Origin of the sequence: Frankia sp. QA3 (assembly GCF_000262465.1) — a bacterium.
Classification (GTDB): domain Bacteria; phylum Actinomycetota; class Actinomycetes; order Frankiales; family Frankiaceae; genus Frankia.
Window position 1 is genome coordinate 2,853,990 of the sequence record NZ_CM001489.1, and the last position, 17,456, is coordinate 2,871,445.

Sequence of the window (17,456 nt, forward strand, 5' to 3'; positions counted from 1 at the left end):
TGCCGGCACAGCACCACGGCCGCCCGGCGGGGGGCGCTGCGGGCTACCTACTGTCCTTTCCGCGCGCCCAGCTTCGCGAGCACCCGCCGCGCGGCCAGCGCGCCTGCGTCGATGTCGATGCTCAGTTCCTGGTAGCCGGCGGGTTCGGCGGCGATCACCGTCTCGAGCACGCCGAGCGCCGTGACGTCCTGCAGCACCACCGTGCGGTTGTTCTGGAGCAGGTAGTCCGACACCGCGGTGTCGTCGACCGCGAAGTCACGCGCCACGGCCCAGAAGTCGAACGTGCTGTGCTCGGTTTCGGGAGTGATCCCGTAGACCACCTTGACATGGAAGCCGTCCGGATCGCTGCCGTCGGGCGCTGGCACCACGCCGACCGGCGCGATCCTGCTGTGCAGCAGGTAGAGGGACGGGGCGTGGTACTCGATGTCCTGCCAGCGCGTGATGCGCCCGGTGATGCCGGTCGACTTCGCGTAGAAGGGCGGGCAGTCGGCGTCGGGCATGTGCCGACTGCTGTAGACGATCGACGCCTGCTCGTCGACCTTCGTCGTCACCGGTGTGCTCGCGACCTCCGGCGTCCCGATGTACCCGTTGTGCAGGTACGTCTCGTGGGACAGGTCGAGCAGGTTGTCGACGAGCAGCGAGGCGCGCGCCGCCAGTGGCTCCATCCCGCACACCGTCGTCCAGCCGGGCTGGTCCAGCCACGGCACGCGCGGCACCGTCTCGGGGTCCGCCGAGCCCGGATCGCCGATCCACACCCAGACGAACGAGTCCAGTTCGACGACCGGGTAGGACTTCAGCCGGGCAGTGCGCGGAACGCGAGTCTGGCCGGGTACGGAGACGCACCCGCCGTCCGCGCCGTAGGTGAACCCGTGATAGCCGCAGACCACAGTGTCGCCGACAAGCTGGCTCGGCGCCTGCGACAGCGGAAACCGTCGGTGCACGCACCGGTCCGCCATCGCCGCCACGCCACCGGCCTCGGTACGCCAGAACAGGATCGGTTCGCCGCAGATCGTGCGGCTGAACAGTTCCCGTCCGATTTCGCGCTGGTAAGCGGCCACGTACCAGTGCTCACGCACAAAACTCGACATCGGCGCTCCTCGTGGCCCGACGGATTCGTATGGCAAGACCGAGAATGGCGGGCGCCGACTGCTCCGTCATGGCGCCTTCTGGCTGCTGGAAGACCTCGCTGCCGAATCCTGGCGCCGGGCGCGCCCCGCGGTCACCAGGCGGTCGCGACGTAGACCGTCTCGAGGTACTCGTGGATGCCTTCGAAGCCGCCTTCGCGGCCGAGGCCCGACTGCTTGACCCCGCCGAACGGGGCGGCGGGGTCGGACACGAGGCCGCGGTTGAGGCCCACCATTCCCACCTCGAGGCGCTCGCTGACCCGCAGCCCGCGCGCCAGGTCGGCCGTGTACACATAGGCGGCGAGCCCGGTCTCGGTGTCGTTGGCCAGCGCGAGAGCTTCGGTTTCGTCACGGACGGCGACGACCGGCGCGACCGGGCCGAAGATCTCCTCCCGCGCCACCGGCGCATCCGCCGGCACGTCGACGAGCACGGTCGCCGGGTAGTAGTAACCAAGCCCGGCCGGGCGCGAGCCGCCGAGCAGCACCTTCGCCCCGGCCGCGACGGAGTCTTCGACTCGCCGAGCGATCCCCTCGACCTGTCGTTCGTTCACCATCGGGCCGAGCTCGGTGCGCTCGTCGGTGGCGGGCCCGGTGCGCAGCGCGGCCATGCGTGCCGCCAGCCGGTCCGCGAACTCACCGGCCACAGCGGCCTGGACGAAGAAGCGGTTGGCCGCGGTGCACGCCTGCCCGCCGCTGCGCATCTTGGCGACCATCGCCCCGTCGACAGCGGCGTCCAGGTCGGCGTCGTCGAGCACGATGAACGGCGCGTTGCCCCCCAGCTCCATCGACACTCCCAGCACCCGGTCCGCGGCCTGCCGGAGCAGGCTCCGCCCGACCTGCGTGGAACCGGTGAAGGACAGCTTGCGCACCCGGTCGTCGGCCAGCACCCGCCCCACCAGTTCGGCGGGACGGTCGGTGGTGAGCACGTTGACCACCCCGGGCGGCACGCCGGCCTCCGCGAGCAGCCCACCCAGCACCAACGCGGTCAGCGGTGTGTCCTCGGCCGGCTTCACCACCACCGTGCAGCCCGCCGCCAGCGCCGGCGCGAGCTTGCGGGTCACCATCGCGAGCGGGAAGTTCCACGGCGTGACCAGCAGCGTCACGCCGATCGGCCGGCGCAGCGTCAGGATGCGGTGCGCGCCCGCCGGGGCGGTACGCAGCTCGCCGCCGACCCGCACCGCCTCCTCCGAGAACCAACGGAAGAACTCGGCGGCGTAGCCGACCTCGCCCCGCGCGTCGGCCAGCGACTTACCCATCTCCAGGCTGATCAGGAAGGCGAGCTGCTCCCGCCGGGCGAGCGTCAGGTCGAACGCCCGGCGCAGCACCTCGGCGCGCTCGCGCGGGGCGGCGCTCGCCCAGCTCGGCAGCGCGGCCGACGCCGCGGCCACCGCGGCCGCGGCATCGTCCGCGCCGGCCCGCGGCACGCGGGCGAGCTCCCGGCCGGTAGAGGGATCGGCGACCCCGAACGTCCCGGCGGAGCCGGCGCGCCACTGCCCGGCCACCAGCATGCAAGTGGGGGTCCCGTCGGACACGGTCACCGTGCGCTTCCGTCCTGTCTCAGCGGTCGAGCCGGGCGCCGCAGCGCAGGCTCGGCTCGTAGGGCACGAACCGGGACCCGTCATCGGCCACCCGGACGAACTCGTAGCAGGTGTTCAGCTGGCCGACCGAGTCCTCGACATCGACCGCCCGCGGCAGCAGGCCGGCCCTTTCGTAGTCGTGCACCTGCCGGAGGTTCGTGACACTCGTACATGATCTAGCACAGAACGTTCAGCTCCTCATGGCGAACAACCCTCGGCTCCCCCAGCGGGGCCATGTTCACTGGACGTCGACCGCCGGGCCCCAGCGCTGTAGTCCCGGCCTGCAAGCAGGTCGCGCAGGGAACGCGGTGGCCGGCCGAGCAGCTCGCGCACGTGCTCGGAGCGCACCGCCAGCTCCCCGTCCCGGATGGCTCGTTCGAACGAGACCATGTCGTCGCTGGACCACGGGATCTGCGCGCCGCTGGCCTCGTCGGCGCAACGCGGGACGCCGAGCGCGTCGAACACCTCGTACAGCTCCCCGTCGCTGATCACCTCGTAGTCGACCGGCCGGCCGGCGACCTCGGCGACGAGCTCGGCGGCCTGGCGGTAGGACAACAACTGCGGCCCGGTGATGTCGTAGGCGGTGTTCTCGTGCCCGGACCCGGTGAGGACGGCGACCGCGCAGTCGACGCAGTCCTCGCGGGCGACCGGCGCGATCAGACCGTCACCGGCCGCGGCCCGCCACCTGCCGGTGGCCAGCGCCGTCGGCGCGATGACGTCCGCGATCGCGTCGGCGTACTGGCTGTCACGCAGGAACGTCCAGGCCAGGCCCGAGCGGCGTAACGCGTCCTCGGTGCCCCGGTGGTCGACGAGCACCAGGGCGGCGCTGGAGCTGTCGGTGCCGACGAAGGACGTGTACACCACGTGGCGCACGCCGGCCGCCTTGGCCGCGTCGACCGCGTGGCTGTGCTGCCGGACCCGGCGACCGACGCTCGTCGTGCTGATCAGCAGCAGACGCTCAGCTCCGGCGAAGGCCGTGCGCAGGGTCTCCGGTTCGTCGAAGTCGGCCCGGCGCACGTCCACCCCGCGCTGCGCGAACTCCGCCAGGTCGCCCGGGGTGCGGGTGGTGAGAATGAGCTCGGCCGCCGGGATCCGGGCCAGCAGGCGCCGCGCGGCCAGCCGGCCGTACTGCCCCGACGCGCCCGTCACAACCACACTCACGAGGTGCCTCGATTCTCTCCGGCCGGCGCCGGCAACGCGGCGACCGGCATCCACCCGGACCCGGACACGTACCCGTACCGCGGCAGACCGCATCCACAGAGCTGCGGACGGGTCAGAGCACGACGGTGACGACTTTTTCCTCGGTGAGTTCGTGCAGGCCGCTCAGCCCGAGCTCGCGGCCGACGCCGCTCTGCTTGAACCCGCCCCACGGCAGGCCGGGGTGGAACGCGCCCCAGGCGTTCACCCACACCTGACCGGCGCGCACCCGCCCGGCGACCCGGTGGGCGCGGGAGAGGTCCGACGTCCACACGGTCGCGGTGAGGCCGAAGATCGAGTCGTTGCCGATGGCGACCGCCTGCGCCTCGTCGTCGAACGGGATGACGGTGCCGACCGGGCCGAAGATCTCCTCCCGCGCGATCGTCATGTCGTTCGTCGCGTCCGCGAAGATCGTCGGTTGGACGAAGTAGCCGGCCCCCTCGGGCCGGCCGCCCCCGGCCACCAGCCGGGCGCCTTCCATGCGGCCCACCTCGATGTAGCCGAGCACCCGGTGGAGCTGCGACCGGTTGATCAACGGCCCCATGTCGACGTCCGCGGCGTCGGGGTCACCAAGGCGAACACCCGCGGCCGCCGCACCCAGCCCCGCGACGAACTCCTCGTAGACCGGCCGCTCGACCAGGATGCGGGTCGCCGCGGCGCAGATCTGGCCCTGGTTGGCGAACAAGCCCATCGCGGTGCCGGCGACCGCCGCCGGAATGTCGGCGTCGGCGAAGACCAGCTGCGGCGACTTGCCGCCGAGCTCCAGGGTCGTCCGCTTGAACGTCTCCGCCGCCGACCGCTGGATGACACGGCCGACGTCCGGGCTGCCGGTGAACGAGATCAGGTCCACGCCGGGGTGCGCGACCAGTGCGGCGCCGGCGACCTCGCCGAGCCCGGGCACGATGTTGACCGTGCCAGGCGGGAACCCTGCCTCCTCGATCAGCGTGCCGAGATGCAGCACGGTGAGCAGGGCGTCCTCGGCAGGCTTGAGCACGACGGTGCAGCCGACCGTCAGCGCGGGGCACAGCTTGTAGACCGCCCCTGCCAGCGGCGCGTTCCACGGGATGATCGCGCCGACCACCCCGACGGGTTCGCGCACCGTGTACGAGTGCGTCGGGCGCCCCATGAACCCCGACGTCGGGACGACGGTCCCCGAGATCTTGTCGGCCCAGCCGGCAAAGTAGCGCAGGGTCTGCACAGCGTTCGCGACATCGCTCACCCGAGCGATCGCGGTGGGCACGCCGTTCTCCAGGGACTGGATCCGGGCGAGCCGGTCGGCGTCGCGCTCGATCAGGTCGGCCAGCCGAAGCAGCAGCGCGCCGCGGTCGGCACCGGAGCGCCGCGACCATTCGCCCCCGTCGAACTGTGCGCGCGCGGCCCGCACCGCGGCGTCGATGTCGGCCTCACCGCCGGCGGCGACGTCGGCGAGGACCTCCTCGGTGACCGGATTGATGTCGGGTAACGTCTGCCCCGACGCCGCCTCCCGCCATTCGCCGCCGACGAGGATGCCCGTCGGCAGGGAACGGATCTCGGGGTCGGCCGGGGCAAGGCTGGATGTCATGGCGGTCCTTCCGTAGGACTGGTACTGCCGGGAATCCCCGCAGCCGGTTGCGAAGGGGGTGCTGGAGCAGTGCGTGCCAGCGCAGCGCGGGCTAAAGCAGCGCGTAGTAGCGGATGACGTTGCCGTCGGGTCGGCGTTCACCAACCCCCACGAACACGTGCCGCATCAGCCAGTCGTGCCTGCCGGCCGCCACCTCGAAGGTGGGGAACGCGCGCAGGTAGTACTCGGCGTGGTCGACGGGCGGGCCCCCGGCGAACGCCCAGCCCCGCAGCCGCTGCATGGTCTCGGGTTGCCGGCCCCACAGGTAGCCGCGGTTGTACAGCATGATCAGTGTGCCGTCGTCCACCTCGAGCAGATAGCGCGCGTCGAAGGCGAGCACGCCGTCCGGCCGGAACAGGGAGTAGTCGCCGCCGCTGTTCGGGACCGCCCTCCCGCGCAGCCGCGGGCCTTCGAACTCGCCGCCGTCCACGTAGACGGCGCCCCGGCCGGCCCCGGTCGGCATCGTCGGGATGGTCTGCACCCGCGTGAACCGCAGGCGGACCTCCATGACGAACTCCAGCGCCAGGTGCTCCATGGTCGATGCCCGCTCGAACCCGGGCCAGGGGACGCGCTCGGCCTCAGTAGGCGATACGGCCTCAGTAGGCGATACGGCCTGGGTGGGCGATACGGCCCCGGCGCTGACTGCAGTCATCGGACCTCGCGTCCTGCGTGGTGGACTCTGGTGCCCCGCGCGGGACACCCTCAGCCTCGCGATCAAGAACAACCATCGAGGAGAACATATATGATTCAATCTCCCCCAACAAGGAGTACCGCGCAGCGACACCGCCGCACCTAGGCGGGCTGGTTCGGTCTGCACGTACTACGGCCAGTGCTCACGGCCGCGGTTCATCGCAACGACACACCCCCGACGTGAGTAAGCACTGTCACCACACTCGGGGTCACGTCTCCAAGAATCCCCTGGATCGTATTCGATGACCTGTGTGCCAATCGCCGCCGGTCCACGCCAGTGGCGACCGGGCCCCATCTCGGATCATCCCGTCCCAAGGAGGAACCCATGTCGGGGAACACCGCGTCGAACTCGTCCGGGCCGCCAGCCGGCAGGTGCGCGATCGTGACCGGAGCCGCCCGCGGGATCGGCGCGGCCACGGCCCGCCGGCTCGCCCGCGACGGGCTGAGCGTCGGGGTCCTGGACCTCGACGCGGACGGTTGCACGGCCGTCGCCAAGGAGATCGAGGCCGTGGGCGGGCGGGCAGTCGTGGCCGAGGTCGACGTGACCGACCCGGCATCGGTCGACGCGGCCGTGCGCCGGGTGGCCGAGTGCCTGGGCAACCCCGTTGTGCTCGTGAACAACGCCGGGGTACTCCGCGACAACCTGCTGTTCCGGATGACCGTGGACGACTGGGACACGGTCATGGCCGTGCACCTGCGCGGGTCGTTCCTGATGAGCCGGGCGGTGCAGGGCTACATGACCGAGACCGGCTGGGGCCGCATCGTCAACCTGTCGAGCGTGTCGGCGCTGGGCAGTCGCGGGCAGGCGAACTACGCCGCGGCCAAGGCCGGCCTGCAGGGCTTCACCAAGACACTGGCCATCGAGCTCGGCAAGTTCGGGGTAACGGTGAACGCGATCGCCCCCGGCTTCATCGTGACCGAGATGACCGCGGCCACGGCGGCCCGGGTGGGCATGACGTTCGAGGAGTTCCAGGCCGTCGCCGCCCAGGAGATCCCGGTGCGCCGGGTCGGGCAGCCCGCCGACATCGCCAACACGGTGTCGTTCCTGGTGAGCGAGGACGCGTCCTTCGTCTCCGGCCAGATCCTCTACGTCGCGGGCGGCCCTCGCGCCTAGCGCCCCGGCAGGCATGGTTCACCCCGGCTACCGCGGCAGGTTGTCCAGCCCCAGGCCCGCGTCCAGGGCCACCACGACGAGCTGCCAGGCGGCCCCGGAGCCACCGGGGCCGTCCCCGGTCCGGCACCGGGACGGCGGCTGATGGCGTTGTCCCGTCAGCGACTGGAGGCCGGGGGGAGCACCGAGGCGAGCGCCGCCGCGTGTTCGGCCGTGGCCTTCATCCGGTGCTGGGCCCGCGCCTCGGCCTCGAGCTGGTCGGCGAGCGAGGCAGTGGCGGCGGCGCGCAGCAGGCGTTTGGTCTGTTCGACGGCCGGCGCGGAGCGGGCGGCCAGCGACGCCGCGTACTGCGCCGTGCGCCTGTCGAGCTCGCCGTCGGGCACCACCTCGTCGACCAGGCCGATCTCGTATGCCTGGGCCGCCGACAGCCGCCGCCCGGAAGCCAGCCAGGCCAGGGCGCGACCGCGGCCGAGCAGCCGCGGCAGGTGGTAGGAACCGCCGGCGTCCGGCACCAGGCCGAGATCGACGAATGCGGGCACGAACGTCGCCCGCTGCGCCGCGATCCGCAGGTCGCAGCCCGCGACCAGCGACAGCGCGGCACCCGCGCACGCACCGTTGACCGCGGCGAGGACCGGTTTGTCGAGCTCGCCGAGCGCCGTCACCAGCGGCGCGTACTCGGTGCGCAGCCGGTCGCCGGAGTCGTCCGGGTCGGTGGCCAGCTCGCCGAGGTCCTGGCCGGCGCAGAAGGCGCGCCCCGTTCCGGTCAGCACCACCACCCGCACCCGCGCGGCGCCAGCCGCCCAGCGCAACGCCTCGGCGAGCCCGATCCGCATCCGCCCGGTGAGGGAGTTGAGGCTGCCCGGCCGGTCGAGCCGGACCCGCAGGACACCGTCGGCCACGTCAAGCGCGAGCCCGTCAAGCGCGAGACCGTCCACCGTCAGCCCGTCAACCGTCAGCCGGGTCGTGCCGGCAGGGTCAGACACGTTCGATCACCGTCGCGGTCCCCAGGCCGCCCGCGCAGCACATCGTGACCAGGCCGGTCGTCCCGCCGCAGTGCTCCAACTCGTTGAGCAGCGTCGTGACGAGCCGGGCTCCAGACGAACCGAGGGGATGACCGAGCCCGATCGCGCCTCCGCGGACGTTGACCCGGTCCAGGTCGGGCTCGAGTTCACGGGCCCAGGCCGCCAGGACCGACGCGAACGCCTCGTTGACCTCGAAGCGGTCGACGTCGCCGACGGACATCCGGTTGCGGTCGAGCACCGTGCGGGTGGCCGGGATCGGACCGGTCAGCATGATCACAGGGTCGACGCCGACAGCGACGTGGTCGACCACCCGGGCACGCGGGCGCAGCCCCAGCGCCGCGGCCTTGCCCCGGCTCATCAGCAGGACGGCGGCCGAACCGTCGGCGATCTGCGAGGCGTTGCCCGCGGTCACCGTCCCGCCCTCCCGGAAGACCGGTGGCAGGGCCGCGAGCCGGTCGAGCGTGGTGTCAGGGCGGATGCACTGGTCGGCGGTCACCTCGCCCTCGCCGCCCCCGAGCGGCACCGGCACGATCTCGGCCGCGAACCGCCCCTGCTCGCTGGCCCGGGCGGCCAGCTGGTGGGACCGCAGCGCGAGCTCGTCGAGCTCGCCGCGCGACAGGCCCCACTGTTCCGCGACGAGCTCCGCGCTGATTCCCTGCGGCACGAGCTCGTAGCGGTCGCGCAGCGGCGGCGAGAACGGGTTGCCGTGATCGCGCGCGACCTGCTCGCCGACGGCGAACGAGACGTGGCCCATATGTTCGACGCCGGCCGCGACCACGACGTCACGCGCGCCGGAGGCGATGAGCGCCGCCGCGAAGTTCACCGCGTCCTGCCCGGAGCCGCACTGCCGGTCCAGCGTGATCGCCGGGGTGGCCACCGGGAGGCCGGCTTCAAGCCACGCGTTGCGGGCGATGTTGCGGCCCTGTTCGCCGAGCTGCGCGCCGCAGCCGGCCAGCACGTCCTCGACGAGCTCGGGTGCGATGCCGGTCCGGGTGACCAGGGCGCGCAGCGAATGCGCGAGCAGGGTGCTGGCGTGCAGGCGCCGGTAGGCACCGCGCTCAGGATGGCCGCGGCCGATCGGTGTGCGCACGGCATCGACGATCACGGCGTCCCGGTCGTCGGGACGTCTGCTGGCCGGACCACTCATGACGGACCTTTCGTCGCTGTCGCCCCTGGGTGGGCCCTGGGCCGAAGGAAGGGCGGAACGTGCCGGTGGGACACCAGGAACAGCGCCCGCCGCGGCGTGGCCGGCTTCAGGCACCGCCGATCATCGAGCCGGCGTCCGCCGGCCACTCCTGCTCCCGGACAACGCGGCGCAGCAGCTTGCCGACCGGGCTCTTGGGCAGCGGCTGCGTGCGGAACGCGACACTGGTCGGCTTCTTCATGGAGCCGATCCGGTCGCGGCACCACTGGACGATCTCGTCCTCCGTGGCGGTGCGGCCAGCCCGCAGGACGACGACCGCGCGCGGGGTCTCCCCCCACTTGGGATGCGGCACGCCGACGACCGCGACCTCGAGCACCGCGGGGTGCGCGGCGACCGCGTTCTCGACCTCGGCGGGCCAGATGTTGAACCCGCCAGAGATGATCATGTCTTCCTTGCGATCGGCCAGGAACAGATAGCCACGCTCGTCGAGGTAGCCGATGTCGCGGGTGAGGATGAAGCCCTCGGAGGTGAAGCGGCTCGCCGTGGCCTCGGGATCGCCCCAGATCTCCTTCATGTTGCCGGGGGTGTCGATCGCGATCTCGCCCTGCTGGCCGGGCGGGCACTCGTTGCCGTCCTCGTCGAGGATCTTCACCATCGAACGGGGGGTGCAGCGCCCGGCACTACGCAGCAGCGACGGGTCGGCAGCGAGACCGCTCCTGATCTCCGCGGGAGTGAGGATCGTGGCGGGGATGCCCTCGCTCTGGCCGAAGCCGAGGTACAGCACGTCGCCGAGGACCCCCTGCGCCTCCCGGATCGTGCGCTCGGTGATCGGCGCCCCGGTGGCCAGCACCGCCTGCAGGCTCGACAGGTCGCGGTCGGCGGTGGACGGCTCGCTGACCAGCATCTGGATCATCGTTGGCACCAGCACCGTGATGGTCGCCCGGTACTGTTCGATCAGCTCCGCGGCTCGTCTGGGCTCGAAGCTCGCCATCACCACGTTGCCGGCCGCCTTGGCGAGCAGTGCGAAGATGATGGTGGAAGCGGCGTGCGACAGCGGCCCCGCGGCGAGATAGCGGTCGTCCCCTGTGATCGGCCGTAACATGATCATGTTTTCGGCGGTGACGTTCAGCCAGCTCCGGTGGGTCTGCACGGTCGCCTTTGGCCGCCCTGTCGTACCCGAGGTGAACGCCATGTGCAGCATGTCGTCCGGATGGACGACGATCTCCGGGTCGTCGGGCCTGACGGTCCGCAGCAGACGTTCGTAGTCGAGGACGCGTACCCGGCGGCGGTCACCGTCGCCAGTACCGCCACCGGCGTCAGCCAGGCCGTGGACCAGGACGAGCTCGAGGGAGGGCACCTCGTCGAGCCGGTCGGCGAGCTCCCGATAACGCGGCTCGTCGACCACGAGGGTCCGCGCCCCGACATGGGAGATCATGAACAGGTGCAGGTCGACGGTGTTGCGGTAATGCAGCGGGATCCGCACGAACCCGCCGAGGGCGAGCCCGGCGATCTCCTCGAGCGACCACATGTTGTTGGGTCCGAGGGTCGCGACCCTGTCCTGGGGCGCGATCCCGAGGTCGAGCAGGACGTTCACCAGCCGGCACGAGCGCTCGTAGAGCTGGCCGTAGGTCATCGAAGCGCCGTCGAACCAGACCGCGACGTTGTCGGCGCTGTACCTGCCGGACTTGCGAATCACGTGCCCACAGTTCATGTCAGCCTCGCTTGGGGTCGGGGTGTGTCGCGGCCTCCGCGGCGTCCGCGGTGACCGCCGCGTCCGCGGAGGTCGCGGCGTAGGCGGGGACGGCATCGTCGGCGGGCTCGTCGCCCCCACCGAAGTAGGCCCGGCGCAGCAGCTCGGGCTGCTCCGCGAGCACCTCTGCCGGGCCGTGGTGCACGATCGTGCCCCGGTTGAGCAGGTAGGCGCTGTCCCCGATGCTCAGTGCGTCGGCGGCGAACTGTTCGACGAGCAGCACCCCGACCCCCTCGTCGGCAAGGGCGCGTACGACCGGGATCAGCCGCTTGACGATGACCGGGGCGAGGCCGAGCGACAGCTCGTCGACCAGGATCATCGCCGGTTCACGCGCGATCGCCCTGGCGAGCACGAGCATCTGCTGCTCGCCGCCGGAGAGCAGGCCCGCCCGCACGTTGCGCCGGCTCGCGAGCTCCGGGAACAGTGCCCGGGCCCGGTCGTAGCCGCCGGCGCCCGCGATCTCAAGGTTCTCCTCGACCGTCAGGTCGGCGAAGACGGTCCGCCCCTGCTCGACGTGGCTCAGCCCGGCCCGCACCCGGGCCACCCGGCTCGCCCGGGTCAGCACCCGCCCGCCCAGGTTCACCGTCCCCGACACCACCCGGACGACCCCGGACACCGCCTCCATCAGCGTTGTCTTCCCGGCGCCGTTCGGCCCGAGCAGGACGGTCACCTCCCCCGCCGGTGCGACGAGATCCACGCCGTGCACGACCGGGAAACCGCCCCGGTCGACCCGCACAGCCTCGAGCCGCAGCCCGCTCGCCACGCCGCTCATACCGCCACCACCTGCTGGCCGCCGGGACCACCCGCTTCCGCGCCACCGCCCAACTGCTGGCCACCCAGGTACGCACTCACCACATCCGCGTGCGCCAGTACCTCCTCGACCGGACCAGCGGCGATGACCTTGCCGAAGTCGAGCACGACGGCGTCGGAGCAGGCGGCCTGCACCATCGTCATGTCGTGCTCGATGAGCAGCACCCCGCAGCCGAAGCGGACCGGGATCTCGGCGATCCGCGCCGCCAGCAGCTCGGAGGTGTCGGCGGGCAGCCCCGCCGCCGGTTCGTCGAGGAGCAGGACCCGCGGCCGGGCGGCGAGACCCGCCGCGACGTCGACCAGCCGTCGCGTACCGACGTCGATGTCGGCGATCACCAGGTCGGACGGCGGGCCGCCGACGAACTCCAGCAGCGCCCGGACCTCCGCCCGGGGCAACGCTCGCCCGGCGGCCAGCCGCAGGTACTGGCCGACGGTGAGCTCGGGCACCGCCAGGCCCTGTTGGAAGGTGCGCCGGATACCGGTCCGTGCCCGCTTCGCCGCCGACAGCCCGGTCACCGACCGGCCGCCGAGTCGGACGTCGCCGGTGTGGCCCGGCAGAAATCCGCTGACGGCGTCGACGAGGGTCGACTTGCCTGCGCCGTTGGGGCCGATGAGCCCGATGACCCGGTCGGCCGGCACGGTGAAGCTCACCGCGTCCAGGGCGACGACGCTGCCGTAACGGACTGTCAGGTCACGGACCTCCAGCGCGTCGGCCGGGCCCGGTCGCGCCGAGCCCGCCGCGGCCCGCCGCGCCCCCGGCCGGGTGGCCTCGACCGGCACCGCGACCGGCACCGCGACCGGCAGGGCGACCGGTGCCGGCTCGCCGGAGATCGCGGCGGACCGACCGAGCGCGGCGTCCGCCCGCCGTCGGCTCGCCCGGGCGCGTAACGCCTCGGCGACGCCCGATCCCTGCCGCAGGGCGAAGACCGTACCCACCGCGAACAGCATGCTGCCGACGTCGGCGGGCACGTCGACCCGCCGGAGCAGCTCCGGCATGAGCACCGTCGCGGCGCCCGCGAACATCGCCCCTTCGGGGAAGCGGGCGCCGAACATCACCGCGACGGTGAACGCCACCAGCGAGGGGAAGGAACCGAACGACTGGTTGGCGGCCAGGCCCAGCTGTACGACGAGCAGCGCCCCGCCGAGACCCGCGACGAACGCCGCCGCGGCGAACGCCGTCAGCTTCGCCCGCGGGACGGACAGCCCCATCGCCGCGGCCGACCGCTCGCTGCGCCGCACCGCCAGCCAGGCGGCGCCGGTCGGACGCGCGCCGAGCAGGGCGAGGCCGACCACGACCGCCAGCAGCAGTCCCCAACACAGCCAGAAGTAGTAAAGGTCGTCGCCGAACACGCCGGAGCGCGTCACGATGATCCCGTCGTCCACCCCGGGAATGCCGTACCGGTTGAGGAGCGTGTCGACGACCGAGGCGCAGCCCAGGGTCACGATGGCGATGTTGACCCCGCGCAGCCGTAGCGCCGGCAGTCCGGCGAGCAGGCCGAACGGCACGGCCGCCGCGCCTCCCGCCAGCACCAGCACCAGCACGGGCAGATCCGGGTGGTGCATGCTCAGCCAGGCGACGGCCCAGGCGCCGATCGCGGCGAAGCTGAGCTGGCACAGCGAGATCAGGCCGGCGCGGCCGGACACGACTCCGATGCTCAGCGCCGTGAAGGCGGCGATCACCCCCGAGGTGGCGAGGAAGAGCCAGTAACTCGTCAACCCCAGGGGAAGCAGCGTCACCGCCACGACGGCGACCATCGCCACGGCAGTCGACCTGCCGACCGCGCCAGGCGGGCTAACGAGCCGCATCCCACACCTCCCTGCGCTGGACCACACACAGCACGACCACGACGACGACGAACGGGATGATGTTGCTGAACGCGGCGATCCGCTCGTTGTCGCCGATCAGGCTGCTCAGCACCCCGATGCCGATCCCGCCGGCCACCGTCAGCCAGAAGGACCGGAACGCGCCCAGCAGCGCCGCAGCCGTCGCCGGGAGGACGAGCAGGCTCAGACTCGAGAACTGGCTCGACTGGACCGGCGCGATCAGCAGCACCGCCCCGGTCGAGACAAGTCCGGAGGCGGCCCACACGGCGGTCGTGAGCTGGCGCACGGGGATGCCGAGCAGTTCGGCGGTCACCGGTCGGGCCGCCACCGCCCGCAGCTGGTGGCCGGTGCGGGTGCGTCCCAGCATCGCGGTGAGCAGGGCGGCGATCACCACCGACGCGGCCAGCGCGATGAGGGTGGCGGCGGTGAGCACCACGCCCGCGATGCGCACCTTGACGTCGGGGAGGATCGCCGGGAAGGGCCTGGCGTCGCCGCCGAACAGGCGGCTGCCGAGAGCGAGCAGGCCGACGAGGACGGCGATCGAGACGCCGGCGCGGGTGGGCGTGTCCGACTCCCCGAACCAACGGTTCATCGCGAGGCCGAGGACCACGGCGACGGCCCCGCCGACCGCGAACCCCGCGAGGACGGCCGGGAGGTAAGGCCAGCCCTCCTCCTGCAGCTCGATCATCGCGAAGGCCGCGAAGGCGCCGACGGCCGCCAGGGCCAGGTTCAGCACCCCGGCCATCCGGTACGTCAGCACCAGGCAGATCCCGAGCAGCGCGTAGACCCCGCCGGAGACGAGCCCCGACACCCCTGCCTGGATCACGAGATCGTCCCCGGGAGACCGCGGCGGCTGGTTGCGCGGCGGTGCACTGCGCGGCGGTTCACTGCCGGAGCGCCGACTCGGGCAGCGTCTGGACGTCGCCGACCGGCGCCCAGGCACTGTCGGTCACCTGCATCATCTGGATGGAGCGGTTCGGGTAGTGGCCGAACACCCACTTGTCGAGCAGCAGCGGGTTCGAGAGGGGGGTCTTCGCGTCGAGCGCGGCGGCCACCGACTTGGCGGTGATGTCGCCGTCGATCGAGCCGAGGACGGAGGCGAACAGCTGGGCGGCGATGTAGCCGCCCTCGGACAGCGCGCTGATTGGGCCGCCGGAGGCTTCCATCGCCTTGCGGTAGCTCACCACGGCCTCGTCGTCGGAGGTGAGCGGGGCGAACTCGGTCGCGCTGTAGACGCCTTCGGCGGCCCCACCGGCCGCCTCGATCACGGACTCGGTGAAGGCGCTCGTCGTGCTGACGATGACGCCCTCGTAACCCTGGGCGTCGGCGGCCTGCAGCGTGGCGACCAGCGAGGGCTCGACGCCGGAGTGGTACAGCGACCGGCAGCCGGCCTGCTTGGCGTTGACGATGAACGGAGTCGGCGAGTCGTTCGCCGCGAACGTGTCGGAGAAGTACTTGAAGGTGACGCCTTTGGACTCCGCGATCCGACGGATGGCCGCGTAGGTGGCCCGCGCACCCTGGCCGGTGACGCCGAAGAAGCACTGTTCAGGGATGCCGAGTTCTTCGGCGACGTAGATGTCCTGGAGCGCGCCGGAGATCACCGGGCCGGCGTTGACCGGGGCGAACGTGGAGATCGTGCTGCACTGCAGCTGCAGGCCCAGACCGATCGTGTAGACTTTTTTGCGTTCGTAGAGCGGGGCGTTGGTGACGCAGTCGCCGGCGGCGCTGAGTGAGGCGACGTTGCCAACCACTCCCTCCTCGTCGACCAGCTGGCGTGCCACCTGCGTGGCTGTGGCCGGGTCGCTGGCGTCGTCCTTGACGACGTACTCGATCATCCGCCCGTCGATGCCGCCCTTCGCGTTGATCTCGTCGAACGCGGCCTTCGCGCCGGCGGTCGCGTCCGGGAAGGGCACCGGCCCGGTCAGCGAGGCGACCGCGCCGACCTTGATGGAACCGCCTGAGCCGCCGCCGCCGTCCGACGAACCGCAGGCCGTCGCGCCTAACACGACGGCGACCAGCGCGGCCGCGGCGGCGGTGCCGCGGCGGTGACCTCGTAGATTCATCGTCCGAGCCCTTCTGGCTGGGTAGCTGGAACCGAATGTCTTCATGACGACGGCGCTGGGGGCTGGGGGTGAACCACCGGCGGCTCGACGGCCGCACCGTCGGAGGACGACCATGGCGACCTTCTCCTCGATGACGGCCTCGATGCCGGCCCACCCCAGCTGGCGGCCGAGGCTGCCGGACATCAGCACTCCCGTCAGGCCGGAAATACGAATCCTATTGAAGATCATATATGATCTAGGGAAGAAGGCTGTGCTTTCCCGGATCTCCCCCGCGGCTCCCCGGCGCCGACGCGGCGCTCAGCCCGCCGCTGCCTGCTCGTGGACGACCACACCACGGATGATCACACCGTCGGCCAGGTCCTGGTAGCCCTCGTTCACCTGGTCGAGCCGGTAGCGCCTGGTGATGAGCTCGTCGAGCTTGAGCTGGCCCGAACCGTAGAGCTCGAACAGCTTGTGGATGTCGCGAAGCGGGTTGGAGTGGCCGAACAGCGTCCCCTGGATACGCTTCTGGAACAGGCCGAAGGTCGCGCCGTCGACCTGGATGGTGTCCTGCCCGAACGGCGACGCGCCGGTCAACACCAGCGTCCCGCCCTTGCGGACGAGGTCGTAGGCCTGGCGTACCACGGTCTTGTCGACCACGCCGACCGTCACGATCACCTTGTCGGCGCCGACTCCCGGGGCAAGTTCCTCCATCACCAGTCCGAACGCCTCCGCCGCGGTGGCCGCCGTGTGGGTGGCGCCGAAACCGAGGGCCGAGTCCCGCTTGAACTCGATCGGGTCGAGTGCCACGACGGCTCTCGCGCCGGCGTGCACGGCCCCCTGCACCGCGTTGACGCCGACCCCGCCCACGCCCACGACCACGACCACGTCTCCCGGTTCGACCTCGGCGGCGTTGACCGCGGAGCCCCAGCCGGTGGGGACCCCACAGCTCACCAGCGCCGCGACGTCCAACGGGATCCACGACTGAATCGGAACGCAGGAGTACTCCGAGACGACAGCGCGTTCGGCGAACGTGCCGAGCACGCAGATGCCGCCCACGTCCTCGCCGGCCAGGTGAAAGCGGAAACCACCTTCCGGCAGGGAACCGTCCTGCGCGTGCGCGCCGAGGTCGCAGAGATTCTGGCGACCGGTCGAGCAGAACCGGCAGGAGCCACAGGCCGGGACAAAGGAGCAGACGACATGGTCACCGACCTTGACCCGGCTGACCCCGGGACCGACCTTCTCCACCACGCCCGCCCCCTCGTGGCCACCGACCATCGGCAGGCGGGCCGGCATGTCGCCGGTGCGCAGATGTTCGTCGGTGTGGCAGAGGCCGGCCGCCGCCCAGCGGACCAGGACCTCGTGGTCCCGGGGCTGGTCGAGGTCCACCTCCACGATCTTCCAGTCCTGCCCGACGCCGAACAGGACCGCGGCTTGCGTCTTCATCGGAATGCCTCCTGGGGAGCTGACAGCCGGCAGGGCTCGACGGCCAAGCGACGGCCCCGGACCACTGCGCCGGACCACGGCTCAGGGCCGCCGGGTACCCGGGTGCCGGTGCCCCACCG

Annotated in this window: 15 protein-coding genes; 1 reads left to right on the top strand and 14 read right to left on the bottom strand. The window is 71.9% G+C overall.

Going from position 1 to position 17,456, the window contains the following annotated elements; translation table 11 throughout:
* Positions 1-47: 47 nt before the first annotated feature.
* The 6 genes from FRAQA3DRAFT_RS11715 to FRAQA3DRAFT_RS11735 form a co-directional block, all read right to left on the bottom strand.
* Entirely contained in the window at positions 48-1,088 is a 1,041-nt protein-coding gene (locus tag FRAQA3DRAFT_RS11715) for an aromatic ring-hydroxylating dioxygenase subunit alpha (protein WP_009739246.1), read from the bottom strand.
* A gap of 131 nt (positions 1,089-1,219) precedes the next feature.
* Positions 1,220-2,632: an NAD-dependent succinate-semialdehyde dehydrogenase gene (locus FRAQA3DRAFT_RS11720; protein ID WP_085950031.1), complete on the bottom strand. Its 1,413-nt coding sequence runs from the start codon at positions 2,630-2,632 to the stop codon at positions 1,220-1,222.
* A 49-nt stretch (positions 2,633-2,681) separates the two neighbouring features.
* The gene (locus FRAQA3DRAFT_RS34990; RefSeq protein WP_157467307.1) at positions 2,682-2,846 is read right to left on the bottom strand and encodes a hypothetical protein; all 165 of its coding nucleotides are present in this window, start codon (positions 2,844-2,846) and stop codon (positions 2,682-2,684) included.
* Between the two features lie 53 nt (positions 2,847-2,899).
* Positions 2,900-3,862 carry an SDR family oxidoreductase gene (locus FRAQA3DRAFT_RS11725; RefSeq protein ID WP_009739248.1) on the bottom strand — a complete coding sequence of 321 codons (963 nt, stop codon included), beginning with the start codon at positions 3,860-3,862 and terminating at the stop codon, positions 2,900-2,902.
* 112 nt (positions 3,863-3,974) lie between these two features.
* Positions 3,975-5,459 carry an aldehyde dehydrogenase family protein gene (locus FRAQA3DRAFT_RS11730; RefSeq protein ID WP_009739249.1) on the bottom strand — a complete coding sequence of 495 codons (1,485 nt, stop codon included), beginning with the start codon at positions 5,457-5,459 and terminating at the stop codon, positions 3,975-3,977.
* Between the two features lie 91 nt (positions 5,460-5,550).
* Complete coding sequence (locus FRAQA3DRAFT_RS11735; RefSeq protein ID WP_035920884.1) at positions 5,551-6,033, bottom strand: DUF3237 domain-containing protein; 483 nt, start codon at positions 6,031-6,033, stop codon at positions 5,551-5,553.
* Between the two features lie 480 nt (positions 6,034-6,513).
* On the opposite strand from FRAQA3DRAFT_RS11735, the gene fabG reads away from it, so the two are divergent.
* Complete coding sequence (fabG, locus tag FRAQA3DRAFT_RS11740; protein ID WP_009739251.1) at positions 6,514-7,302, top strand: 3-oxoacyl-ACP reductase FabG; 789 nt, start codon at positions 6,514-6,516, stop codon at positions 7,300-7,302.
* 155 nt (positions 7,303-7,457) lie between these two features.
* Here the strand turns inward: fabG and FRAQA3DRAFT_RS11745 are convergent, their stop codons facing one another.
* The 8 genes from FRAQA3DRAFT_RS11745 to FRAQA3DRAFT_RS11780 all read right to left on the bottom strand — a co-directional run bounded on the left by FRAQA3DRAFT_RS11745 (position 7,458) and on the right by FRAQA3DRAFT_RS11780 (position 17,337).
* On the bottom strand, positions 7,458-8,282 hold the full coding sequence (locus FRAQA3DRAFT_RS11745; protein WP_009739252.1) for an enoyl-CoA hydratase/isomerase family protein: 825 nt from the start codon (positions 8,280-8,282) through the stop codon (positions 7,458-7,460).
* Entirely contained in the window at positions 8,275-9,468 is a 1,194-nt protein-coding gene (locus FRAQA3DRAFT_RS11750; protein ID WP_009739253.1) for a thiolase family protein, read from the bottom strand. Before FRAQA3DRAFT_RS11750 ends, FRAQA3DRAFT_RS11745 begins: the two co-directional genes overlap by 8 nt.
* 106 nt (positions 9,469-9,574) lie before the next feature.
* On the bottom strand, positions 9,575-11,176 hold the full coding sequence (locus FRAQA3DRAFT_RS11755; protein WP_009739254.1) for a class I adenylate-forming enzyme family protein: 1,602 nt from the start codon (positions 11,174-11,176) through the stop codon (positions 9,575-9,577).
* Position 11,177: 1 nt separating this feature from the next.
* Positions 11,178-11,987, bottom strand: a complete 810-nt coding sequence (locus FRAQA3DRAFT_RS11760; protein ID WP_009739255.1) for an ABC transporter ATP-binding protein — start codon at positions 11,985-11,987, stop codon at positions 11,178-11,180.
* A complete protein-coding gene (locus FRAQA3DRAFT_RS11765; protein ID WP_009739256.1) occupies positions 11,984-13,831 on the bottom strand; it encodes an ATP-binding cassette domain-containing protein in 1,848 nt (615 codons plus the stop codon). The genes FRAQA3DRAFT_RS11760 and FRAQA3DRAFT_RS11765 overlap by 4 nt, the downstream gene beginning before the upstream one ends.
* Entirely contained in the window at positions 13,818-14,675 is an 858-nt protein-coding gene (locus FRAQA3DRAFT_RS11770) for a branched-chain amino acid ABC transporter permease (RefSeq protein ID WP_009739257.1), read from the bottom strand. Before FRAQA3DRAFT_RS11770 ends, FRAQA3DRAFT_RS11765 begins: the two co-directional genes overlap by 14 nt.
* 58 nt (positions 14,676-14,733) lie before the next feature.
* On the bottom strand, positions 14,734-16,140 hold the full coding sequence (locus FRAQA3DRAFT_RS11775; RefSeq protein ID WP_083873593.1) for an ABC transporter substrate-binding protein: 1,407 nt from the start codon (positions 16,138-16,140) through the stop codon (positions 14,734-14,736).
* Positions 16,141-16,209: 69 nt separating this feature from the next.
* Complete coding sequence (locus tag FRAQA3DRAFT_RS11780) at positions 16,210-17,337, bottom strand: NDMA-dependent alcohol dehydrogenase (RefSeq protein ID WP_009739259.1); 1,128 nt, start codon at positions 17,335-17,337, stop codon at positions 16,210-16,212.
* Between the last annotated feature and the right edge of the window lie 119 nt (positions 17,338-17,456).